The 23,830-nt window shown below is 70.6% G+C and carries 17 protein-coding genes; 3 read left to right on the top strand and 14 right to left on the bottom strand.

Annotated features, from left to right (window positions below):
- Positions 1-5: 5 nt before the first annotated feature.
- Both kynU and kynA read left to right on the top strand, forming a co-directional pair.
- Positions 6-1,313 carry a kynureninase gene (gene kynU / locus Q9R47_RS15940; RefSeq protein ID WP_311234177.1) on the top strand — a complete coding sequence of 436 codons (1,308 nt, stop codon included), beginning with the start codon at positions 6-8 and terminating at the stop codon, positions 1,311-1,313.
- Positions 1,314-1,335: 22 nt separating this feature from the next.
- On the top strand, positions 1,336-2,256 hold the full coding sequence (gene kynA / locus Q9R47_RS15935; RefSeq protein ID WP_311234176.1) for a tryptophan 2,3-dioxygenase: 921 nt from the start codon (positions 1,336-1,338) through the stop codon (positions 2,254-2,256).
- Between the two features lie 242 nt (positions 2,257-2,498).
- On the opposite strand, the gene Q9R47_RS15930 is transcribed toward kynA, so the two are convergent.
- The 5 genes from Q9R47_RS15930 to Q9R47_RS15910 all read right to left on the bottom strand — a co-directional run bounded on the left by Q9R47_RS15930 (position 2,499) and on the right by Q9R47_RS15910 (position 13,646).
- Positions 2,499-3,719 carry an FAD-dependent monooxygenase gene (locus Q9R47_RS15930; RefSeq protein WP_311234175.1) on the bottom strand — a complete coding sequence of 407 codons (1,221 nt, stop codon included), beginning with the start codon at positions 3,717-3,719 and terminating at the stop codon, positions 2,499-2,501.
- A gap of 85 nt (positions 3,720-3,804) precedes the next feature.
- A complete protein-coding gene (locus tag Q9R47_RS15925; protein ID WP_404977157.1) occupies positions 3,805-6,357 on the bottom strand; it encodes a putative bifunctional diguanylate cyclase/phosphodiesterase in 2,553 nt (850 codons plus the stop codon).
- 2 nt (positions 6,358-6,359) lie between these two features.
- Positions 6,360-9,716 (bottom strand): EAL domain-containing protein, encoded by a 3,357-nt coding sequence (locus Q9R47_RS15920; RefSeq protein WP_311234173.1) that lies wholly within the window; start codon positions 9,714-9,716, stop codon positions 6,360-6,362.
- A 118-nt stretch (positions 9,717-9,834) separates the two neighbouring features.
- The gene (locus Q9R47_RS15915) at positions 9,835-12,741 is read right to left on the bottom strand and encodes an aconitate hydratase (RefSeq protein ID WP_311234172.1); all 2,907 of its coding nucleotides are present in this window, start codon (positions 12,739-12,741) and stop codon (positions 9,835-9,837) included.
- A 611-nt stretch (positions 12,742-13,352) separates the two neighbouring features.
- Entirely contained in the window at positions 13,353-13,646 is a 294-nt protein-coding gene (locus Q9R47_RS15910) for an H-NS histone family protein (RefSeq protein WP_311234171.1), read from the bottom strand.
- 236 nt (positions 13,647-13,882) lie between these two features.
- Between Q9R47_RS15910 and Q9R47_RS15905 the strand changes: the two genes are divergently transcribed.
- Positions 13,883-14,725 carry a symmetrical bis(5'-nucleosyl)-tetraphosphatase gene (locus Q9R47_RS15905; protein ID WP_311234170.1) on the top strand — a complete coding sequence of 281 codons (843 nt, stop codon included), beginning with the start codon at positions 13,883-13,885 and terminating at the stop codon, positions 14,723-14,725.
- A gap of 78 nt (positions 14,726-14,803) precedes the next feature.
- On the opposite strand, the gene Q9R47_RS15900 is transcribed toward Q9R47_RS15905, so the two are convergent.
- From Q9R47_RS15900 to Q9R47_RS15860, 9 genes are all read right to left on the bottom strand, one after another.
- Positions 14,804-16,279 carry a DEAD/DEAH box helicase gene (locus tag Q9R47_RS15900; protein WP_311234169.1) on the bottom strand — a complete coding sequence of 492 codons (1,476 nt, stop codon included), beginning with the start codon at positions 16,277-16,279 and terminating at the stop codon, positions 14,804-14,806.
- A 110-nt stretch (positions 16,280-16,389) separates the two neighbouring features.
- Entirely contained in the window at positions 16,390-17,274 is an 885-nt protein-coding gene (locus Q9R47_RS15895; RefSeq protein ID WP_311234194.1) for a neutral zinc metallopeptidase, read from the bottom strand.
- Positions 17,275-17,337: 63 nt separating this feature from the next.
- Entirely contained in the window at positions 17,338-17,619 is a 282-nt protein-coding gene (locus Q9R47_RS15890; RefSeq protein ID WP_311234168.1) for a hypothetical protein, read from the bottom strand.
- 47 nt (positions 17,620-17,666) lie between these two features.
- The gene (locus Q9R47_RS15885; protein WP_311234167.1) at positions 17,667-17,975 is read right to left on the bottom strand and encodes a hypothetical protein; all 309 of its coding nucleotides are present in this window, start codon (positions 17,973-17,975) and stop codon (positions 17,667-17,669) included.
- Between the two features lie 181 nt (positions 17,976-18,156).
- The gene (gene dcd, locus Q9R47_RS15880; RefSeq protein ID WP_311234166.1) at positions 18,157-18,723 is read right to left on the bottom strand and encodes a dCTP deaminase; all 567 of its coding nucleotides are present in this window, start codon (positions 18,721-18,723) and stop codon (positions 18,157-18,159) included.
- A gap of 99 nt (positions 18,724-18,822) precedes the next feature.
- Complete coding sequence (guaD, locus tag Q9R47_RS15875; RefSeq protein ID WP_311234165.1) at positions 18,823-20,145, bottom strand: guanine deaminase; 1,323 nt, start codon at positions 20,143-20,145, stop codon at positions 18,823-18,825.
- A gap of 114 nt (positions 20,146-20,259) precedes the next feature.
- Positions 20,260-21,369, bottom strand: coding sequence for a BMP family ABC transporter substrate-binding protein (locus Q9R47_RS15870; RefSeq protein WP_311234164.1), 1,110 nt, complete (start codon positions 21,367-21,369; stop codon positions 20,260-20,262).
- A 238-nt stretch (positions 21,370-21,607) separates the two neighbouring features.
- On the bottom strand, positions 21,608-22,549 hold the full coding sequence (locus tag Q9R47_RS15865; protein ID WP_311234163.1) for a 2-hydroxyacid dehydrogenase: 942 nt from the start codon (positions 22,547-22,549) through the stop codon (positions 21,608-21,610).
- Positions 22,550-22,720: 171 nt separating this feature from the next.
- The gene (locus Q9R47_RS15860; protein ID WP_311234162.1) at positions 22,721-23,800 is read right to left on the bottom strand and encodes an adenosine deaminase; all 1,080 of its coding nucleotides are present in this window, start codon (positions 23,798-23,800) and stop codon (positions 22,721-22,723) included.
- Positions 23,801-23,830: the final 30 nt, after the last annotated feature.

Genomic DNA, 23,830 nt, shown 5'->3' with positions numbered 1-23,830 from the left:
CCCACATGACCACACTCGACGATTGCCGCGCCCTGGATGCGCACGATCCGCTGCGCCCGCTGCGCGGCCACTTCCAGCTGCCCGGCGGGGTGATCTACCTCGACGGCAATTCCCTGGGCGTGATGCCCGCCGCCGCGCCCGCGCGCATCGCCGAGGTGGTGTCGCAGGAGTGGGGCACGGACCTGATCCGCTCGTGGAACAGCGCGGGCTGGTTCGATCTGCCGCAGCGCCTGGGCGACCAGCTCGCGCCGCTGATCGGTGCGGGCCGGGGCGAGGTGGTCTGCACCGACAGCACCTCCATCAACCTCTACAAGGTGCTGAGCGCGGCGCTGAACATCGCGCGCGAGGATGCGCCCGGGCGCCGCCGCATCGTCAGCGAGCGCAGCAACTTCCCCACCGATCTCTACATCGCCGAGGGCCTGTGCCGCGAGCGCGGCCTGGAGCTGGTGCTGGTGGAGCCCGAAGAGATCGCGGACGCGCTCACCGCCGACGTGGCGGTGCTGATGCTCACGCACGTCAACTACCGCACGGGCGCGATGCACGACATGGCGGCCGTCACCGCCGCGGCGCAGGCGCAGGGCATTCTCTGCGTGTGGGACCTGGCGCACAGCGCGGGCGCGGTGCCGGTGGACCTGCGCGGCGCGGAGGCGGACTTCTCGATCGGCTGCGGCTACAAATACCTCAACGGCGGCCCCGGCGCGCCGGCCTTCGTCTGGGTGCATCCGCGCCACGCCGGCCGCTTCTGGCAGCCGCTGTCGGGCTGGTGGGGCCATGCGGCGCCCTTCGCCTTCACGCCGGACTACCAGCCCGCCCCGGGCATCGCGCGCTACCTGTGCGGCACGCAGCCGATCATCAGCCTCTCGGCGCTGCAGTGCGGGCTGGACGTGTTCACCGCCGCGCAGCCGCTGGGCGGCATGCAGGCGCTGCGCGCGAAATCGCTGGCGCTCACGGACCTGTTCATCCAGCTGGTGGAAGAGCGCTGCGCCGGCCACGGCCTGGGCCTGGCGACGCCCCGCGAGCATGCGCGGCGCGGCTCGCAGGTGTGCCTGACGCGCGACGAGGGCCAGGGCGTGGACGGCCAGGGCAGCGGTGCCTATGCCATCGTGCAGGCGCTGATCGCGCGCGGCGTGATCGGTGACTTCCGCAAGGGCGACGGCGGCCAGGGGCCGCACAAGGACATCCTGCGCTTCGGCTTCACCCCGCTCTACCTGGGCTTCGAGGACGTGTGGAACGCCGTGGAGCACCTGCGCGACGTGCTGGAGGGCGGCGCGTGGCGCCGTCCCGAATTCAACCAACAACACGCCGTGACCTGAAGTCCGGCAGGAGACATCGCCCATGTGCCCCCACGCCCCGCAGGCATCCGCCACGCCCTCGTCCTCCGCACCCTCCTGCCCGGGCACGCCGCCCTCGGCGCCTGCCTCGCAGCCCGAGGCGATCGTGCACGAGGAGCGCGCACAGCTCGATTTCAGCCGCGACATGAGCTATGGCGACTACCTGCAGCTCGACGCGATCCTGAACGCGCAGAAGCCGCTCTCGCCCAACCACAACGAGATGCTGTTCATCGTGCAGCACCAGACCAGCGAGCTGTGGATGAAGCTCATGCTGCACGAGCTGCGCTCGGCGATCGACCACGTGGCGCAGGACGATCTGCCGCCGGCCTTCAAGATGCTCGCGCGCGTCTCCAAGATCATGGAGCAGCTGGTGCATGCCTGGGACGTGCTCGCCACCATGACGCCGCCCGAGTACAGCGCGATCCGGCCCTACCTCGCCCAGTCGAGCGGCTTCCAGAGCTACCAGTACCGCTGCATCGAGTTCTCGCTGGGCAACAAGAACGCCGCGATGCTGAAACCCCACGCGCACCGGCCGGAACTGCTCGCCCAGGTGCAGGCGGCCTACGAAGCCCCCTCGCTCTACGACGAGGCGCTGCGGCTGCTCGCCCGCCGGGGCATTCCCGTGCCCGGGAGCCACACGGACCGCGACTGGACGCAGCCCTATGCCGAAAGCGATGCGGTGGAGGAGGCCTGGCTCACGGTGTACCGCGACACGCAGCGCTACTGGGATCTCTACCAGCTGGGCGAGAAGCTCACCGACCTGGAGGACGCCTTCCGCCTCTGGCGCTTCCGCCACGTGACCACGGTGGAGCGCGTGATCGGCTTCAAGCGCGGCACGGGCGGCACGGGCGGCGTGAGCTACCTGCGGCGCATGCTGGACGTGGTGCTGTTCCCGGAGATCTGGAAGCTGCGCACGAATCTCTGATCCCCCCCTGAGTCGCCTTCGGCGCCATCCCCCGGGGGGGGGACGACGCTGGCGGCCCGGCGAAGCCGGTTCCGCGGCGTCTGCTGGCATGGCCTGCTCCGCGGCCTTCGGATGGGTGAGGCCGTGCGGGCTCCGATGCCACTTGCGGAAGGTGGCGCTCTGCCGCTGCACGGTTCCTCCGCCGTCATGCTGTCCGGCCCCTGCCCCATCCACGACGCCCCGATTCCGGAGCTTGGCTCGCCCTAGGCCCTGCCGGTGCCCACGCTCGGCCCGCGGTAGAGCCAGGGCTGGTCGAGCAGTCGCTCGCCCAGCAGCCGCAGCGACAGGTCGCGCGCCCAGCGCATCGGCCCGGTCGCGTGGAAGATGCGGCCGTTGCGCTCGGCGCGCGCCTGCACGCGGGCGTTGCGCTGCCAGCGCTGCGCGGCATAGCGGCGCAGGCCCTGCGGCACGTCGTTCCCGCATCCGGCCAGGGCCTGCTGCAGCGCGGCGGCATCCTCGATCGCCATGCCCGCGCCCTGGGCGAGGTAGGGGCGCATCGGGTGCGCGGCATCGCCGAGCAGCGCCACGCGGCCCTGCGCCATCTCGTGCGCTCCCTGCAGCGGCGGCCGGTCGGACAGCGGCCAGAGGCGCCAGCCGCCGCCGGCCTGCGGCACGGCGCGCACCAGTTCCTGCAGTGCAGGCGTGGTGCCCCGCAGCGCGCCCTCCAGATCGCCCGCGTTGCCGGCATGGTCCCAATGGTCCAGGTCGTCCGGCGCGCGGCCGTGGCGGATGGCGACGAGGTTCATGCGTTCTCCGCGGCACACCGGGTACTGCACGACGTGCAGCCCCGGGCCGAGCCAGGCGGTGACCTGGGCGGTGCGCAGCCGCTCGGGCAGCGCCTCCTGGGGCACCACGGCACGGTAGGCGAGGTGGCCCGACACGCGCGCGGGCTCGGCGCCCAGCAGGCGTAGGCGCGTGGCACTGCGCAGCCCGTCGGCGCCGACGAAGGCATCGCCCTGCACGCGGTGGCCGGCCACGGTGCGCAGCATGATGCCCGCCGAGCCTTCGGTATGCGCGGCGATGGTCTCGCCGAGATGCACGCGCACCGCGGGCTCGGCGCGCACCGCCTCCAGCAGCAGGCCGTGCAGATCGGCACGGTGGATGGCGGCGTAGGGTGCGCCATACCGGGCGGCGATGGTTGTGCCCAGGGGCATGGCTGCCAGCACGCGCCCGTCGAGCGCGCTGCGCACCTGCAGCCGCTCCGGATAGGCGGCGACGGCCCGCAGCGCGGGCTCCAGCCCCCAGGCGTGCAGGCACGCCACCGCGTTCGGGCCGAGCTGCACGCCCGCGCCCACCTCGCCGAAGGCGGGCGCCCGCTCGAACAGGTCCACCGCCCACCCGGCACGCGCCGCGCCGAGGGCCGCGGCCAGTCCACCGATGCCTCCGCCGGCGATCAGGAGTTGCTGCTGTCGTGTGTCTTGCATGGGGGCCATTGTGGGGTGGCCGCCGTGCCCGGGGAACGAGCCAGGTCAAGGACCCGGACCGCGCACCGCGCCGTCCGCGAGCGGGTCAGAGCACTGGGTGCAGCGCCCGCTCGAGCACCGCGGCCGGCCCCGGGCGCCCGAAAAGATAGCCCTGGAAGGCATGGCAGCCATGGCGCTGCAGGAATTTGAGCTGGCCCGTCGTTTCCACGCCCTCCGCGACCACGTTCAGGTCCAGGCTGCGCGCCAGGGCCAGGATGGTGCGCACGATGGCGGCGTCGTTCGGGTCGGTGAGCACGTCGCGCACGAAGCTCTGGTCGATCTTGAGCTGGTCCAGCGGCAGCCGCTTGAGGTAGGCCAGCGAGGAATAGCCGGTGCCGAAGTCGTCGATCGCGAACCCCACGCCGTGGGCCCGCAGCTGCGCCATGCGGGTGACCACGTCCTCCACGTCCGCCATCAGCAGGCTCTCGGTGAGCTCGATCTTCAGCAGCCGCGGCTGCGCTCCGGTGCGGCGCAGCGTCTGCAGCACGTGGTCGACGAAATCGGGTTGCCGGAACTGCCGCACGCTCACGTTCACCGACAGCACGAGGTGCGCCGCCGCCGGCATGCGGGACCATGCCACCAACTGCTCGCAGGCACGCTCCAGCACCCACTGCCCCAGCGGCACGATCAGGCCGCCCTGCTCCGCCGCCGGGATGAATCCACCCGGCATGACGAGGCCCCGCTGCGGATGCTGCCAGCGCACCAGGGCCTCCGCGCCCAGCATGGTGCCGTCGCCGCTCACCAGGGGCTGGTAGTGCAGCACGAGTTCGCCGGACTGCAGGGCCTGCCGCAGTTCGGATTCCAGCGCCGCGCGCGCGATGACGGCCTCCTGCATGGCCGGGTCGAAGAAGCGCACCGTGTCGCGTCCCGCGGCCTTGGCCTGGTACATGGCGAGGTCGGCGTGCTTGAGCAGGTCGTCCACGCCCGAGTCCTGCCCGGTCAGGGCGCCGAACAGCGCCACGCCGATGCTCGGCGTGCTGTGGTGGTGGCCCATGCCGCCCACCGCGTACGGCCTGCCCAGGGCCAAGGAGATCCGGTGGGCCAGCACCCCGGCCTCGGCGCGCGCCCGGTGCGGGTCGCCGGGCAGCCCTTCGGCCAGCACCACGAACTCGTCGCCGCCGAACCGGCTCACCGTGTCCTGCGGGCCCACGCAGGACAGCAGGCGTTGGGCCGCCTGCACGAGGAGACGGTCGCCCATGTCGTGGCCGAGCGTATCGTTCAGGTCCTTGAAGTTGTCCAGGTCGAGGAACAGCAGCGCGCCGTGTTCCCGTCCGTGCGCGGCCGCGCCGATGGCCCGGTGCAGGCGGTCGGTGAGCAGGCGGCGGTTGGGCAGCCCCGTGAGCGGATCGAAGAACGCCAGGCGCTCGATCTCGGCCTCGACGCGCTTGCGCTCCGTGATGTCGCGGCCCACGCCGCGGTAGCCGGAGAACGTGCCGTCCGCGGCGAACACCGGCACGCCGCTGATGGACACCCAGTAGGCGCGGCCGCCGTCGCCCATGCGTTCCAGCTCGAGATCGCGGAACGGCCGGCGCGCATCGAGCGCCCGCCGGTGGTCCGCCCAGTCCGCCTCGGAGAGGTTCAGGGCCTGCAGGTCCCAGCGGGTGCGCCCGACCACCTCCTCCGACGCGATGCGCATCTGGCTGCTGCCGCCGGAGATGTGGACGAAGCGGTATTCCGCGTCCTGCTCCCAGTACCAGTCGGACGACAGATCGCACAGGCTGCGGAAGCGCGCCTCGCTGAGCCGCAGTTCGGACTGCAGCCGCACGTGCGGCGTCACGTCGGCGAAGGTGTGCAGCAGCCCGCCGTCGGGCAGGGCCGTGCAGTGGACCTCCAGCATGCGGCCGTCGGGTGCCTTGCGCCAGTAGGTGCCGGGCGGTGCGAGGCGGCTGCCGCTCTCCACGTACGCCCGTCCGCGCTCGTCCACCCGCTCGAAGTTCTCGCCGAAGTCGCCGCGCCCGGCCTGCAGCTCCTTGAGCTCCGACAGGGCCGGCGCGCCGTCCAGCAGCGTGCGCGGCAGATCGAGCATGCCGGGCAGCCGGTGGTTGTAGAAGCGCACCCGGCGGTCCGGCGCGCACAGGAGCACCCCCATCGCCATGTGGTCGATGGCGGTGCGCAGCATGTCTTCGGTGGGAGGTACGCCCGGCGTGCGGGCGGGTGCCGCATCGCGGGAATTGCCGGCCGCATGGCCCGGACGCGTCGCCAGCAGGGCGGAGAGCCGCAAGGCCAGCTCGCGCGGATGGCCGCCGCCCTGCCGCGTGCGCAGCACGTAGTCCCCCGGCCCGGCGCGCAGCGCGCGCGCGGCCAGGGCCTCCTGCACCGGCTCGGGGCCCAGGGAGAGCAGCAGCGGCGCCCGGCGCCCGGGCTGCACGGTCCATGCGGGCAGCGTGTCCGCATGTGCGGGCGGCACCAGCACGGCGGCCTCGAAGCCGGCCATCGGCCCGGCGTCGCCGCCTGCGGGCCGCACCACCTCCAGCGCGCCGTCCCACGGCTGCGCGACCACGTCCCAGACATGGCCCCAGTGCTCCCCCTGGGCGGCCAGGGCGGCTGCCGCGCTCTCACGTTCCGTGGGGGGGGCGGCGTCGAACCAGGCGATGCGCACGCTCATGGCGCCGACAGCGCCAGGCCCTGCGCGTCCGGCACGGCCGCCGGTCCGGGCAGTTCGTGCTCGCGCTCGAAGGCCTCCACGGGCACGGGACGGCCGAAGAGATATCCCTGGAAGCCTTCGCAGCCGTGCAGCTTGAGGAAGCTGAGCTGCCCCGCGGTCTCCACGCCTTCCGCGACGACCTGCAGGTCCAGGCTCTTGGCGAGGGCCAGGATGGTGCGCACGATGGCGGCGTCGTTGGGGTCGGTGAGCACGTCGCGCACGAAGCTCTGGTCGATCTTCACGAGATCCAGCGGCAGGCGCTTGAGGTAGCTCAGCGAGGAATAGCCGGTGCCGAAGTCGTCGAGCGCGAACCCGACTCCGGCCCGCTTGAGCTGCGCCATGCGGGCGATGGTGTCCTCCACGTCGCCCAGCAGCAGGCTCTCGGTGAGTTCCAGCTTCAGCCGCTGCGGATTGGCGCCGGTGCGCTGGAGCGTGCCCAGCACCTCCGCCACGAAGTCGGGCTGCCGGAACTGCCGCGCGCTGACGTTCACGGCGATGGTGAGCGGCGCGGTGGCCGGATGGGCCGACCAGCGCACCAGTTGCTCGCACGCGGTCTGCAGGACCTGGCGGCCCAGCGGCAGGATGAGGCCGGTCTCTTCCGCGAGCGGGATGAAGTCGGCCGGGCTGATCACGCCCCTGTCGGGATGCCGCCAGCGCACCAGCGCCTCCGCGCCGCCCAGCCGCGTGCTGCCGTCCACGATCGGCTGGAAATGCACGGTCAGCTCCTGCCGCGCGATGCCATGGCGGAGGTCGGCCTCCAGCTGCGAACGCGCCGTCACCTGCGCCTGCATGTCCGGGTCGAAGAAGCGCTGGGTGTTGCGGCCGGCGGCCTTCGCCTGGTACATGGCCAGGTCCGCACGCTTGAGCAGCTCGTCCACGCTGCGGCGCTGGTCGCCGAACAGCGTGATGCCGATGCTGGGGGTGCTGTAGTGTTCCTGCGCACCCATCTGGAACGGCCGGTTGAGCTGCTCGAGCAGTTTCTCCGCGACCAGTTCAGCCTGCTGCGCGGCATGGGCGGGATCGACGTCCAGGCCCTCCAGCATCACCACGAACTCGTCGCCGCCGAAACGCGCCACGGTGTCCGAGGTGCGCACGCATTCCTGCAGCCGCTGCGCCACCAGGACCAGCAGCCGGTCGCCCATGTCGTGGCCCAGCGTGTCGTTGAGGTCCTTGAAGTTGTCCAGGTCGATGAACAGCAGCGCGCCCAGCTTGTCGATGCGCGGGCACGATGCGCTCGCGCGCTGCAGTCGGTCGAGCAGCAGCCGCCGGTTCGGCAGCCCGGTGAGCGCGTCGAAGAAGGCCAGCAGCTCGATCTGCTGCTCGGCCTTCTTGCGGTCGGTGATGTCGCGGCACACGCTGAGCAGCCCGGTCACGTGCCCGTGCATGTCGCGGATCGGCGTCTTGATGGTCTCGAAATAGCCCGCGTAGCCGTCCTCCGCGAACGTGAGCGTCTCCTCGTACACCAGCGGCTGCCAGGCGGCCATCGCCCGCTCGTCGAGCTGCCGCACGCGCTCGGCCTCCATCGGCGGCAGCAGTTCCTCGTCGCTCAGGCCGACGATGTCGCGCTCGCGGCGGCCCACGAAGCGCTCGAACACCGGATTGCAGGACAGGTAGCGCCCGTTCGCATCCTTGAGGAACACCACGTCCGGAATGGCGTTGACGAGGCTCGCGAGCCGCGATCGCTGCTGGCCCAGTTCCATCGCGAGGCGTTTCTGTTCGGTCAGATCGACGGCGAACACCACCACGGCGACCACGCGGCCGTCGGCGCCGGTTTCGGGAATGACCGTAGTGTGGAAGAACTTCGGGCCGTCGCTGCCGCCCGGCGCGCGGTAGTCGAACACCACCGTCTGCCCCTGCAGTGCCCGCAGCAGCGGCGGGCGCAGGGACTGCAGCAGTTCGTCGGTCAGCACCTCGCCGATCAGCTTGCCCTCCACCTCCGGCTCGGTGCGGCGCAGCCACTGCGCCTGCGACGGATTGACGTAGAGGATGCGCAGGTCGCGGTCGAGCCGAGACACCCCGCCCGGCATGCGGCTCAGCAGGCTCGCGAGCTGGATCTCGTGCGCACGGCTCAGGTCCTGCGCCTCGCGCTGCTCCGTCACGTCCGTCAGCACGCCGTCCCAGATCACGCGGCCGCTGCCGTCGCCGAGCACCCGGGGCGAGGAGCTGAGCCGGATCCACCGCAGCTCGCCGTCCGCGCGCCGCAGGCGCACCACCGATTCGGCGATCCCCATGGTCCGGAACGACTCCTCGTCGGCCTCGGCGCGTGCCGCCTCGTCCTCGGGTTCGATGCATGCGAACAGCCGCTGCGCATCCCCCATCACCTCCTCGGCCCTCAGGCCCACCAGCCGCTCCAGGGCCTCGCCCATGTGCACGAAGCGCCGCCGGCCGTCGGTTTCGCGGACGACCTGGTAGAGCGCGCTGTCGGGCAGGTTGCGGCCGAGCAGCTGCAGGCGCATCTCACTGTCGCGCAGCCGGGACTCGGTCTCCCGCAGCCGGGCGTAAGGCATGCGCACGCCCGCGATGAACACGGCCTGGAACATCAGCGCATACCCGAGCACGTGCAGCCCGTGCGACAGGATGCCCGGCCAGGGGGACGGTCCGTCCGGCAGCAGCAGCGCGCACTGCCCCGCCGCCATGGCGGCCGCGGCAGAGGCCATGGTCAGCCGCCGGCCGAGGCGGGCACCGCGCGCGTTGCGCCGGGGCAGGCCGTAATACAGCAGCGCGGCAGCCACCGCCATGACTGCGCCCGAGACCAGGGCGGCGCCCTGCGCGATCAGTGGTGCAGACGCACGGCCACCCTGCTGCGCCCCGCTGGCCGCCATCCACACGATGGCCAGCGACACCCCTGCCGACGCCAGGGCCCAGGCCATGCCGGGGCCGGGAAAGGACACGCGCAGTGCGAACAGCAGCAGCGTGGCGGCTTCCAGCCCATAGGCCCACAGCGCGAAATAGTGCGACACGTGCAGCCGTTCGCCGAGCGCCTGGCCCACGACCGGGTGCTGCATCATTCCGTGGAGGAAATTGCACACCGCCGCCGACGCGAGGCCCAGCACCAGGACGTTGGCCCGGCCCTGGGCGCTGCCGTCGAGCATGTGCAGCGACACCGCGACCGCCAGCAGCCCGATGAGCACGGCCACCATGTCGAGGAAGGGCTCCAGGCCGTACAGCGCGCCCACCCCCTCGCCCAGCAGCTGTACGAGCGGCACCAGCAGGAGCGCCATGCCGGCGAACACGAGGATGGCGGTCGCCATCGGCGTCTCGGAGAACAGGGCGCGGCAGAAGGAGCCGGCGGACGGCAGGCGGAACGGGCGCATGGCGGAGGACGGGTGGGCCGGTGGAAGCGCGATTCGGGGATGAACAAACTGTCACGAGTGTATCGATCCCCGCCGCCGGGGCGCACCCGCCGGTCCGCCCGGGGGGCCGCCCGTCCGTTCAGGACGCGAGCAGCTGGCGCAGCACGTAGGGCAGGATGCCTCCGGCGCGGTAGTAGTCCGCTTCGATGGGCGTGTCGATGCGCAGCGTGACGGTCACCTCCTGGCGGGAGCCGTCGGCACGCCGGATGACGAGGCGCGCATCGCTCTGGGGCGTGAGCGACGGGTCCGGCACCACGTCGATCGTCTCGTCGCCGCGCAGGCCCAGCGATTCCCACGAATCCGATCCGCGGAACTGCAGCGGCAGCACCCCCATGCCCACCAGGTTGGAGCGGTGGATGCGCTCGAAGCTGCGCGCGACCACGGCCTTGATGCCCAGCAGCTGCGTGCCCTTGGCCGCCCAGTCGCGGCTGGAGCCGGTGCCGTACTCCTCTCCCGCGAAGATCACGGTGGGCGTTTCCTGCGCCATGTACTGCATCGCCGCGTCGAAGATGAACATCTTCGTGCCCTGGTGCGGGCCCTCGTTCTGGAAGAGCGTCAGCCCGCCCTCCTCGCGCGAGCCGTCCTCCTTCGGCGGGATCATCAGGTTCTTGATGCGCACGTTGGCGAAGGTGCCGCGCATCATCACGTCGTGGTTGCCCCGGCGCGCGCCGTAGCTGTTGAAGTCCTGCTTCATCACGCCGTGCTGCAGCAGCCACTGGCCGGCGGGCGAGGTCTCCTTGATCGAGCCGGCCGGCGAGATGTGGTCGGTGGTGATCGAGTCGCCGAAGAGCGCCATGATGCGCGCGCCCAGCACCGACTGCGCCGCCGGCTTCCCGCCGCCCTCGCCCGCGACGTCCAGCGTGAAGCCGGAGAAGAACGGCGGCTCGGCGATGTAGGTGCTGGCGGGCCAGTTGTAGGTGTCGCCGGACACGCCCTGGATCTTGCCCCAGAGCGCGCCCGGATCGGTCTTCACCAGGCCGTAGTTCTCGCGGAAGGCCTTGCCGTTCATCGCATGCTTCATGAGCTGGTGGATTTCGTCGCTGCTGGGCCAGATGTCGCCCAGGTACACGTCGCGCCCACCGCGCCCCTTGCCCACCGGCTCGGTCATCAGGTCGCGCAGCACCGTGCCGGCGATGGCATAGGCCACCACCAGCGGCGGGCTCGCGAGGAAGTTGGCCTTGATGTTGGGATGGATGCGCGCCTCGAAATTGCGGTTGCCCGACAGCACGGCCGCGCAGACGAGGTCGCTGCCGGTGATGGCTTCGTTGATCTCCGGGGCCAGATCGCCTGCGTTGCCGATGCAGGTGGTGCAGCCGTAGCCCGCGACCGCGAAGCCCAGCTTCTCCAGATAGGGCAGCAGGCCGGTTTCGGAGAGGTACTGCGTGACGATGCGCGAGCCCGGCGCCAGCGAGGTCTTGATGTGCGGCTGCACCTTCAGCCCTGCCTCCACGGCCTTCTTGGCCAGCAGGCCGGCGGCCAGCAGCACGCTCGGGTTCGACGTGTTCGTGCAGCTCGTGATGGCGGCGATCAGCACGTCGCCGTTGCCGATCGTCGGATCGCTGCCCTTGGCCGGCAGGCGGACGGACGGATCGGCATGCTTGACCGCGAGCTTGGGCTTGTTGTGCTCCATCTCCACGAGGAAGCGCGGGCCGCCCGCGGGCGCGTCCTTCTCGTCGGGCACGTCCTCGCAGACGCCCTCTTCGCCGCGGTGGATGTGGTGGCGCGTGTGCAGCAGCTCGGCCGGGCGGTTGAAGCCGCTCTCAGCCGCCGGCCTGGAGAAGAGCGCCGTGAACTGGTCCTTGACCTTGCCGAGCTCGATGCGGTCCTGCGGGCGCTTCGGGCCGGCGAGGCTGGGCGTGACGTCGCCCAGGTCCAGCCGCACCACCTGCGAATAGTCGATCTCGCCGGCCTTCGGCACGCCGAACAGGCCCTGCGCGCGGAAATACGCCTCGAACGCCTCGATTTCCGCCTTGGTGCGACCGGTACCCTGGAAGTACTCGATCGTCTTCTCGTCCACGGGGAAGAAGCCCATCGTCGCGCCGTACTCGGGCGCCATGTTGCCGATGGTCGCGCGGTCGGGGAGCGACAGCGTGCGCGTGCCCTCGCCGAAGAACTCCACGAACTTGCCCACCACCTTGTGCCGGCGCAGGATCTCGGTCACCGTGAGCACGAGGTCGGTCGCCGTCACCCCTTCGCGCAATTGGCCCGTCAGCTCGAAGCCCACCACGTCGGGCGTCAGGAAGTACACCGGCTGCCCGAGCATCGCGGCCTCGGCCTCGATGCCGCCCACGCCCCAGGCGACCACGCCGATGCCGTTGATCATGGTGGTGTGGCTGTCCGTGCCCACGAGGGTGTCGGGGTAGTGGACGCCATCGGCGCGCCGGTGCACGCCGCGCGCGAGGTATTCGAGGTTCACCTGGTGCACGATGCCGAAGCCCGGCGGCACCACGCCGAAGGTGTCGAACGCCTGCATGCCCCACTTCATGAATTCGTAGCGCTCGCGGTTGCGCTGGAATTCCAGCTTCATGTTCAGGTCGAGCGCCTTCTTGGTTCCGTAGTAATCGACCATGATGGAGTGGTCCACCACGAGGTCGACCGGCACCAGCGGCTCGATCTTCTTGGGCTTCTTGCCCAGGCGCTGCGCGACGCTGCGCATCGCGGCCAGATCGGCCAGCAGCGGCACGCCGGTGAAATCCTGCAGCACCACGCGCGAGACGATGAAGGGGATCTCGTCCTTGCGCTCGGCCACCGGCTGCCAGTTCGCGAGCTGCTCCACGTGCTCCGGCGTCACCTTCACGCCGTCGCAATTGCGCAGGACCGACTCCAGAACGATGCGAATGGACACCGGCAGCCGGTGGATGGACGGAAACTGGCGGGCCAGGGCGGGCAGCGAATGGAACTGCCCGCTTTTTCCCGATCTGGTGGTGAATGTCTGCAGGGTGGATGCGAAAGCGTGGCGGGAAACCGCCGGAGACTTCGAGGCCATAAAGCACTACTCCTTGAATGGGGGGCGACCCTGGCATTTTGGCAGTCCCCGATCGCGATGCAAATGTAGGGCGATGGCGGCCATCGTCTTCTCCCTGCGCGAACCCGTTCACCGCCGTCGGCATGCCCGGGCCGCACCCCATCCATCCTTGCAAAACCGCTCTCCATTCCATCGCGTCCATGGCGGAGCGCGCAGCCAATATCCGCCCGCGCAGAACGGGCACTTGTCCTGCAATACCGGCGCAGAGCGTGTGTTACAAGCCGGCGTTTCCAGCGGCACACGCGACCGGCCTGCGCTTACACCCGCCCAGTTATCTCGGCAACGGCAATTTATCGAGATTCCACGAAACCACGGAGAACCCGGCCGTTTAACCGCCGCACTGAAGGCCATTGGGCGGTGCCACCCCATTGCCGCTATGGAGTAAGCGCCCGGAGCAAAGATACCCCGGCCGTCTTCCGCAACGGCATGCAGCGAATGGCGCGAAAGCGCCGGCACTGGGCCCCCACGAAAAAACCCGCCGAAGGGGCGGGCTCAAGGAGTTCTCGACCACTGCGCCTGCAGCGGACAGCCGGCGGGGCGGCTGTGCCGGCGGCGGGCGGCTCGGCGAATTATCAGATGGCGAACTGTTCGCGATTTTCGTTCTGGATCCACTTGGGGGCCTTGCCGCGGCCCGTCCAGGTCTGGCCCGTGGCGGGATTGCGATATTTGGGCGCCACCTTGGTGCCGGCGCTGGCGCTGCGTGCACGGCCGGACGGGAATACGTCGTCCGCCTTCAGGCCATACTCGGACACGAGCGAGCGCACCTGGGAGATCGCGTCAGACAGTTCGCGGCGGCGGGCTTCGTTGATTTGCTGCTCGAGTTGCTCGCGCTGCTTCAGCAGGTCCTTGTAGCTGGAGGTGGTCATGTCAGTTCAGTGTGAAAGTGGATAACGAGGAACGCATTATAGAAAATATTTTGGATTACGTACGCCTTCCGGCCGCATGGGATTGAATTCATCCCGCGTTCGAGCCTCCCGGAACTTTGAAACCCGGCCCTTCTCCAAACCCGCCCGCCGCAGAGCCCGACCCCCGGCGGAGGGCTTTTCCCCGATTCACAATCGCTGTCTCTGCATAACTGCCGCCTTCGGCGGACCCCACCGACATGGCCCTCTACTGCATCGGCGATATTCAGGGATGCGACCCGGCACTGGAGCGCCTGCTGCGCACGGTGGATTTCTCCCCCAGCCGCGACACGGTTTATCTGCTGGGCGATCTCGTGAATCGCGGGCCGCGGTCGGCCGGGGTGCTGCGGCGCTGCATGCAGGCCGGAGACAGCATCCGCTGCCTGCTGGGCAACCACGATCTGCACCTGCTGGCCGCCTCCGAGGGAGCGCGCAAGCCCTCGCGGCGCGATACGCTGGCCGACGTGCTGCAGGCACCCGACCGCGACGCCCTGCTCGACTGGCTGCGCGCCCAGCCCCTGGCGCGGGAGCACCGCCATGGCGGCGGGCAGCTGCTGATGGTGCATGCGGGCGTCCTGCCGGACTGGACGGCACCGGACGTGCTGGCGCATGCCGCGGAAGTCGCGGCGCAATTGCGCGGCGCGGCGATGCCGCAGTTCCTGCATGCGATGTACGGCAACGCGCCCGACCGGTGGGACGATGCGCTTTCGGGCATGGAGCGGTGGCGCGCGATCGTGAACGCGCTCACGCGGCTGCGCTTCTGCACGCCGGACGGCCGCATGGATTTCGAGAGCAGCGAGAGCGCCGGCGCGGCCCCCGAAGGCCTGGTGCCCTGGTTCGATGCGCCCGGGCGCCGCACGCGCGGCACGCTGATCGCCTTCGGCCACTGGTCCACCCTGGGCTGGATGAACCGCCCCGACCTGCTGGCGCTCGATACGGGATGCGTGTGGGGCGGCTGCCTGAGCGCCGTGCGGTTCGGCGCCACGCTGGCCGAGCGCGAGCACATCACGGTGCACTGCGACCAGGCGCAGGCACCGGGCTGAGAGCGGGCCACGCGCCCCTTCGCCGGAACCCGCTTCGCCGGGCCGCACGGTCCGCTCCGCGGGCCGCCGGCGCTCCGCTCAGTTGGAAGACGAGGTCTCCGCCGCCGGGGCGGCGGCCTTGAACAGCGCCGCCACCTTGCGCTTGGGCTTGATGTTGGCCGAAATGCCGCTGCGCGCGGCCGGGCGCGCCGTGGCATCCCAGCTGGGCGCGGCCTCGGCGGGGGCCTCGTAGGGCTTGTCGAAGAACGGATCGCGCGGGGCCGCGGGCGTGCGGTAGCCGCCGCCCGAAGCGCGCAGGGCCCGGCTGTCGCCACGGCCTTCCTCGCGCCGCGCCCGGGGCGCTTCGCCACCGCCGGCCTCGTCGTCGCGCCAGCCGCGGCGGCCGTCGTTGAAGCGGCCGCGGGGGCGGTCGTCGCCCACCTCCAGCGCCTCCAGGTCGATCTTCTTCTTGATGAGCTTCTCGATGTCGGCCACCAGGCGCGCATCGCTGCTGGAAACCAGCGTCACCGCCAGGCCGGAGGCGCCAGCGCGGCCCGTGCGGCCGATGCGGTGCACGTAGTCTTCGGCGTTGAAGGGCACGTCGAAATTGAACACCGCCGGCACGTCCTTGATGTCCAGGCCGCGCGCCGCGACGTCGGTGCAGACCAGCAGGTCCACCTCGCCGCGCTTGAAGGAATCCAGTGCCTTCAGGCGCTCGTCCTGGCTCTTGTCGCCGTGCAGCGCCGCGGCCTTCAGGCCCTCGCGCTCCAGCGTGCGCGCCAGGCGCGCGCAGCCGAGCTTGCTGTTGACGAAGACGAAGGCCTGCTTGACCCCGCGCGTGCGCAGCACGTGGTGGATGGCGCGGCGCTTGTCGTCGTCGCTGACGCTGTAGAAGCGCTGCTCGACAGTGGAGGCGGTCTCGTTGGGGCGCGCGACCTCGATCGTGACCGGGTCCTGCAGGTAGCTGCCCGCCAGGCGCTTGATCTCGGAAGAGAACGTGGCGGAGAACAGCAGCGTGGTGCGCGTCTTCGGCAAATAGCTGAGGATGCGCTGCAGGTCGGGCAGGAAGCCGATGTCCAGCATGCGGTCGGCCTCGTCGAGCACCACGTACTCGACCTGGTTCAGCACCGCATTCTTGGCCTCGATGTGGTCCAGCAGGCGGCCCGGCGTGGCCACGAGGACCTCGACGCCCTTCTTCAGCTCCAGCGTCTGGGGCTTCATGTCCATGCCGCCGAACACCACGGTGCTGCGCAGCTTGGTGTATTTGGCGTAGAGGGCGATCTGCTGGGCGACCTGGTCGGCCAGTTCGCGCGTGGGCAGCAGCACCAGGGCGCGCACGGGATGGCGCGCCGGCGAGGTGGAGCTGTTCTCGTGCTTGAGCAGGCGCTGCAGCAGCGGCAGCGAGAAAGCCGCCGTCTTGCCGGTGCCGGTCTGCGCGGCGCCCATCACGTCCTTGCCGGTGAGAACCACCGGAATGGCCTCAGCCTGGATGGGGGTCATCGACGTGTAGCCCATCTCGGCCACGGCGCGCGCCAGCGGCTCGGCCAGCGATAAATTGGAGAAAGAACTTGTCATGTGCGGCCGATATTGTCGCACCAGCCCTTCACGGGCGGTATTTTGCCGCCCATGCGCGCTGCGGGTGCATCCGCAGCGCTACGGAAAACGCAGCAACGAAGCCTTACCTATCAAAGGCTGCGGGACGAGAAGGTATCGCAGGCCTTGATGCTTCCGGAATCCAGGCCCGCGCGGAACCAGCGCTGGCGCTGGGCGCTGGTGCCGTGGGTGAAGCTGTCCGGCACCACCGCGCCGCCCGATGCGCGCTGCAGCGCGTCGTCGCCGATCTTCGCCGCGGCGTTCATGGCCTCTTCCACGTCGCCCTGCTCCAGGATCTGCCGCGCGTTCTGCGCGTTGTGGGCCCAGACGCCCGCGAAGCAGTCGGCCTGCAGTTCCAGGCGCACGGAGAGGTGGTTGTATTCGACCTGGCTCACCCGGCCGCGCATCTGGTCCACGCGGCTGCTGATGCCCAGCAGGTTCTGCACGTGGTGGCCCACCTCATGGGCGATCACATAGGCCTGCGCGAAGTCGCCCGGGGCGCCGAGCCGGTTCTTGAGCGTCTCGTAGAAGCCGAGATCGATGTAGACCTTGCGGTCGGCCGGGCAGTAGAACGGTCCCATGGCCGCCTGGCCCGTGCCGCAGGCCGTGGGCGTGCGGCCGCGGAACAGCACCAGGCGCGGGTTCTGGTAGGCCGTGCCGTTCTGCCGGAAGACGTCCGCCCAGACGTCCTCGGTATCGGCGAGCACCGTGGACACGAAGCGGGCCATGGTGTCGTCGGCGGGCGGGCGGTGGGCCGGCGCCTGCTGCGTCTGCACCTGGGCGGGCGCACCGCCGCCGCTCAGCATGCCCAGCAGCGTGAGCGGATTGATGCCGAACACCCAGCCGCCGATGAGGGCGATGACGATGGTGCCGATGCCGATGCTGCGCCCTCCGAAGACCGGAAAACCGCCGCCACCGCCACCCTCGTCACGGCGGTCCTCGACGTTGTCCGATTCGCGATTGCCTTCCCATTTCATCGTGCGCACCCCAAAGATTCATGCCGGGCCTCGATGGTACGCCGCCTGGCGGGCCGTTGTCCGTCAGCGGGCGGCGAACGTGGAGCCTGCGGACCAGTCCGCTTCCCCCGAGGCCGCCAGGGCCTGCGGTTCGCGGGCGGTGCTCGACTGCATGCCGCGGGCCACCCAGGCGTGCTGCTGCTGCTCGGCATGGCGGACGTGGTCTTCCAGCACCCAGGCCATGGCCGCGACCTGCACAGCGATCACGGCGCCTCCCACGGCCAGCAGGAGGGGGCGTGCGCCGCTGCGCTGCGGTGCGGCGTAGCGGGAATCGAGCGAGGACGGCTGCGCCGAAACGGTGGGCATGGAAGTCTCCTGGAAGTCGGTGGGGGGCGGTTCGGACGCGCTGTCTGTCAGCGGTGGCACCAGTGCAGGCCGGCCACGGCCGGCTGGGCGTCCTCGAAGTAATCGGAGAGTTCCCGCACCGCCGACTGCAGCGCTTCGCCGGACAGGGCGCGCGCATGCTGCAGCTGGTCCAGGGCATAGCCGCGGTCGCCCAGCATCATCGTGGCGCTGATGCAGTGCCCGCGCGCGGCCATCTGCAGGAGGAAGGTGTCGAGGGCATGGGCCGGCCAGTAGCGCGCCTCGGCGCGGGCGCCCATGTCCGGTGCATAGGCGGCCGGAACGGCGGATGATGCATGGGAGGCGGTGGCGGCGTGCATGGCGGTGTCCTCGGGCGGGCAAAAAGCGGGAATTCCAGTCTGCCGGCCCCGTGTGACAAAGTCCACGGAACGCAACGGCAGCGCATGGAGGAATGCTATGCCCGGGCTGCCGCGCCCGCACCGGAGGAACGCGCCGCGCCGCTGTAGGACGCCCGCCAGTGGCGCCCCCGGCCCGCCGCCGTCAGGCCTTGGGCAGGGTCACGCCGACCTGGCCCTGGTACTTGCCGCCGCGGTCGCGGTAGCTCACCTCGCAGACCTCGTCACTTTCGAAGAACAGCACCTGGGCGCAGCCCTCGCCCGCGTAGATGCGCGCCGGCAGCGGCGTGGTGTTGCTGAATTCGAGCGTGACGTAGCCTTCCCACTCGGGCTCGAACGGCGTCACGTTGACGATGATCCCGCAGCGCGCATAGGTGCTCTTGCCCAGGCAGATGGTGAGCACGTTGCGCGGAATGCGGAAGTATTCGACGGTGCGCGCCAGCGCGAAGCTGTTGGGCGGAATGATGCAGCTGTCGCCCTCGAAGTCGACGAAGCTCTTCTCATCGAAGTTCTTCGGGTCCACCACGGTGCTGTGGATGTTGGTGAACACCTTGAATTCGGGCGCGCAGCGGATGTCGTAGCCGTAGCTGCTGGTGCCGTAGCTGATGATCTTGCGGCCGTCGCTCTCGCGGATCTGGCCGGGCTCGAACGGATCGATCATGCCGTGCTGTTCGGCCATGCGGCGGATCCATTTGTCGCTCTTGATGCTCATGGTTTCTCTCTCCTCGTGCGCGCCAGGCGGAAGGCGGCGCGCGGACGCGATACTACCCTTTTCATAGCTGCGGAAATCCGCTGCACGGGCTCCGCCAGCTCAACGGGACGCCGCGATCACGGCGCGCTCGACGAGCCGGTCGTCGCCCATCACGATCATCGCGAACAGCAGTTCGTCCAGGCTGGCGGCCTGCGCCGTCTTGCGCGCGAGCAGCGGGGTGGCGGCGGGGTTCAGCACGACGAAATCCGCCTCGCAGCCCGGCTGCAGGTTGCCGATCACGCCGTCGAGCCCCAGCGCGCGCGCCGCGCCGGCCGTGTGCTGCCACCAGAGCTGGCCGGGCGGCAACGAGAGCCCCGGCTTGGCCTGCCCCTCGCGCCCCACGTAGTAGGCGGCGAGCATGGTGTGGAAGGGGCTGAAGCTGGTGCCCCCGCCCACGTCGCTCGCGAGGCCGTAGCGGAAGCCCACACGGTCGGCGCCGGCGTAGTCGAAGAAGCCGCTGCCGAGGAACAGGTTGCTGGTCGGGCTCACGGCCGCGACGGTGCCGGTGTCCCGCATCAGGGCGCGGTCCTCGTCGTCGAAATGGATGCAGTGGGCATACACGGCGCGCTCGCGCATCAGGCCGAAGCCGTCGTACACCGCGAGGTAGCTGCGGGCCTGGGGGAACAGCTCCAGCGCCCAGCGGATCTCGTCGCGGTTCTCGGCCACGTGCGACTGGATCCACACGTCGGGATGGCGGGCCGCCAGCTCCCCCGCGCCGCGCAGCTGGGCCTCGCTGCAGCTGGGGGCGAAGCGCGGCGTGATCGCATAGCCCAGCCGCCCGCGGCCGTGCCAGCGGCGGATCAGGTCTTCGGTGTCGGCGAGCGAGCGGGTGGTGTCGTCGCGCACGCCGTCGGGGGAATTGCGGTCCTGCAGCACCTTGCCGGCGATGAGGCGCAGGCCGCGGGCCGCGGCTTCCTCCATCAGCGCATCGACCGACGCGGGGTGCGAGGTGGCGAAAGTGAGCGCCGTGGTGACGCCGTTGCGCAGCAGCTCGTCGACGAACACGGTGGCGACGCCGCGCGCGTATTCCGGGTCGGCAAAGCGCGACTCGTGCGGGAAGGTGTAGTTCTCCAGCCAGGGCAGCAGCCCTTCCGCTGGCGAGCCGATGACGTCGGTCTGCGGGAAGTGCACGTGCATGTCCACGAAGCCGGGCGCGATGATCCGGCCGGGGCAGTGGGTGACCGGCAGGCCGGGGAACCGCGGCGAGAGCGTGCGCCAGTCGCCCGCGGCGACCACGCGCTGCACGCCGTCCGCACCGGAACCGACGGCGAGCAGGCCGTCCTGGTCGTAGATCGGGCGGCCTTCGGCGTCGAAGCGCAGCAGCGCGGCGCGCCAGCCGTGGGTGGCGGTGTCGGGGGTCGGGGGCAGGATCGGCGTGGGCATGCGGGAATGATGACATGGCGGCCCCTCGGGGGCGCATGGTCGGGCAGGGGAATGGAGGGGATGGATGGGCACGTGGGCGGACGACGCGGAAGGGCCTGGGCGGTCCAGTCCGCCCTAGCGCGCCTGGCGCTGCACGCCGTCCACGAGCCAATCCATGCGCAGGATCTGCCCGTCGGTCAGCGTGCGGCCGGGCGCGATCACCTCGCGGCCGGTGTTGTCGCGCACGGGCACGGCGCCGGCCGCGAAGGGATGCAGGCGCCCGCGGGCGATGTCGTCCTGGCGCGCGAGCACTTCCTTCTGCACGGCGGGCGGCACGCGGCTGCCGAAGCCTTCCACGCGCACCATGCCCTCGCGCACGCCGCCCCAGACGTTGCCGCTCGTCCAGCGGCCGTCGCGCACGGCGCGCACGCGCTCGGTGTAATAGGCGCCCCACTGGTGCGTGACGGCAAGGATCTGCGCATCCGGGCCGACGCCGCGCATGTCCGAGTGGTAGCCGATGGCCAGGCGCCCGCGCTCCTGGGCCGCGGCTATCACCGCGGTGGAGCCGGTGTGGAAGGCCACCACGTCCACGCCCTCGTTGAAGAGCGCCATGGCCGCGTCGCGCTCCTTGGGCGGATCGAACCAGACGTCGAGCCAGACCACCTTCACGGTGGCCTTCGGGTCGACCGAGCGCATGCCGAGCGTGAAGGCGTTGATGCCCTGGAGCACCTCGGGAATGGGAAAGCCGGCCACGAAGCCCGCGACGTGCGAGCGCGTCATGCGGCCCGCGGCCACGCCCGCGAGGTAGCGGCCCTCGTAGTAGCGCGCGTTGGCGGTGGCCACGTTGGGCGCGGTCTTGTAGCCGGTGATCGATTCGAACTTCACGTCGGGGAAGTCGCGCGCCACGCGCAGCGTGGGCTCCATGTAGCCGAAGCTGGGCGTGAAGATGATCTGGTGGCCGGTGGCGGCGAGGTCGCGGATCACGCGCTCGGCGTCCGCGCCCTCGGCCACGTTCTCGACGAAGGTGGTGCGCACCTGCGGCCCCAGGGCCTTTTCGACGGCGCGGCGCCCTTCCTCGTGCTGGCGCGTCCAGCCCGCCTCGGTGATCGGCGACACGTAGACGAAGCCGGCCTTCACGGGAGGGACCTTGGCAGGCGCGGCGGGTGCGGCGGATTGCTGCGCGAAGGCGGCGGGCGACAGGAACAGACAGGCGGCCGCGAGCGCGGCAGCGAGGTTTTTGTACATGGTGGTCCTCTACATGGTCCCGGAACTGGAAAAAGAAAAGGCTGCCGGGACAGCAGCCTTTCGTCCGCAGGGGCGGATACGCGGCGGGATTCTAGCCGTGCCGTGCCTTCCTCCGCCCTGGCGGGGCCTTTAGAGCGGCTAACACGACCCTTCTGGCGTCGTTGCCGCATCTTGTCGTACTCATCATACGGCGCCTAGCCAAAACCGCTTCGCTGGGCCGTGTCAGCCACTCTTGGCATCACACCGGCGACACCACGCCGCGCCCGGCGAAATGCCCTTGCGCGTTGGCCATGAACCGGTCCACGCTGGCCTGCACGGCCTCGGGCGACCAGCCTGCCACATGGGGCGTGAGCACGACGTTGTCGAGCCCGACGAGCGCCTCGGGCGGATGCGGCTCGCTCTCGTACACGTCCAGGCCCGCGCCAGCGATGCGGTGGCCACGCAGCGCGTCGGCCAGCGCCTCGGTATCGACCACGCTGCCGCGCGCGATGTTCACCAGATAGCCCAGCGGGCCGATCGCATCGAGGATGTCGGCGTTCACCGCATGCCGCGTGGCCGGGCCGCCCGGCGTGGCGCACACCAGCACGTCGCACCACTCGGCGAGCTCGCGCAGGCTGCCGAAGTACTGGTGCGGCACGCCGTCCTTCGGCTTGCGGTTGTGGTAGCCGATCTGCATGTCGAAGCCGGCGGCGCGGCGCGCGATCTTCTGGCCGATGGTGCCGAGCCCGAAGATGCCCAGCCGCTTGCCGGAGACGTTCGGCGGCAGGCCGATGGCATCGCGCCAGACGCCTTCGCGGCAGAGCCGGTCGAGCGGACGCAGCCCGCGCACGATGGCGATGAGCAGGCCGAAGGCATGGTCGGCTACGCAGTCGTCGTTGGTGCCGGCGCCGTTGGCCACGGCGATGCCGCGCGCCCGGGCCGCGTCGAGCGCGATGTTCTCGTAGCCCGCGCCGAGCGCGCAGACGAGTTCCAGCGCGGGCATGGCCTGCATCTCCTGGGCGGTGAGCCCGGTGGAGCCGATGGTCAGCACCGCCCGGAAGCGGCCGCCCTGGGTGGCGATCGCCTGCGTGCGGTCGTTGGGCGTGGGCGCGTAGTGCAGGTCGTAGACGGCGGCGATCTGCGCCTGGTGCTGCGGCGACAGCGTGTTGAGGGCCAGAAGGGGAATGCGGGGAGTGGACACGGTGGATGCTTCCAGGGCAAGGGACGGCGGGCACCCGGAGGCCGGGTGCCGGAGCGCTCCGCGGCGGAGGGCCGGGGAACGGCCGGACGGTGTGCTCCGATTGTGCGCCAGCCCGCGGCCCGCAGCGAAATCCGCGATGGCCTCGGGGCTCCCGCCACGGGCGGCCCAGGCTCAGGTCGGCGCGGCGAAGCGTTCGAAGCACTCCCGCAGCTGCCCCTCCCAGCGCTGCCGGTCGGCCTCGGGCGCGAAGCTGGCCGCGATGCTGTTGGACGCGAGCTGGTAGGCGTGCGCGGCCGTGAGCGTGGGCACCGCGGCGAACAGGCGCACGAAATTGGTGTTCAGGTAGCCGCCGAAATACGCGGGATCATCGGAATTCACCGTGGCGGCGAGGCCCGCGTCGAGCAGCACCTGGATGTTGTGGTCCGCCAGGTCCGGGAACACGCACAGCTTCTCGTTGGACAGCGGGCAGACGGTGAGCGCCACGCGGTCCTGCGCGAGCCGGCGCATCAGGTCCGCGTCGTGCACGGCCTGCACGCCGTGGTCGATGCGCTCGGCGTGCAGCACGTCGAGCGCCCCCCAGATGTAGGCCGGCGGGCCTTCCTCGCCCGCATGCGCGACCCGGTGCAGGCCCAGTTCGCGGCAGCGCGCGAACACGCGGGCGAATTTCTCGGGCGGATGGCCCACCTCGCTCGAATCCAGGCCCACGCCGATGAAGCGGTCGCGGTACGGCAGCGCCTGCTCCAGCGTCTCGAAAGCCTCTTCCTCGCTCAGGTGCCGCAGGAAGCACAGGATCAGCGAGGCGCTCACGCCCAGCTGCGTGCGGGCATCCTCGCAGGCGCGGTGCAGGCCCTGGATCACCACGTCGATGCCCACGCCGCGCGCGGTGTGCGTCTGCGGATCGAAGAACATCTCGGTGTGCACGATGTGGTCCTCGGCCGCGCGCTGCAGGTAGGCCCAGGCCATGTCGTAGAAATCCTGCTCGTGCAGCAGCACGCTCGCGCCGGCGTAGTAGATGTCGAGGAAGCTCTGCAGGTTGGTGAAGGCGTAGGCGCTGCGCAGTTCCTCGACGCTCGCATACGGCAGCTGCACGCCGTTGCGCTGCGCGAGCGCGAAGATCAGCTCGGGTTCGAGCGAGCCCTCGATGTGCATGTGCAGCTCGGCCTTGGGCATGGCGCGCAGCAGGTCGGGCAGTCGCCCGGCGGGAATGTCGGCGGGGCGCCAGGGTGCGGCAGTCAGTGAATCGGTGGTCATGGGGGAGCCTCGTGGGACGGTAAGCGGGCG

This window comes from Acidovorax sp. PRC11 (assembly GCF_031844105.1).
Taxonomy (GTDB): Bacteria; Pseudomonadota; Gammaproteobacteria; order Burkholderiales; family Burkholderiaceae_C; genus Paracidovorax.
Note: the sequence above shows the minus strand (reverse complement) of the source record. Positions and strands in the feature narration are given on the sequence as shown.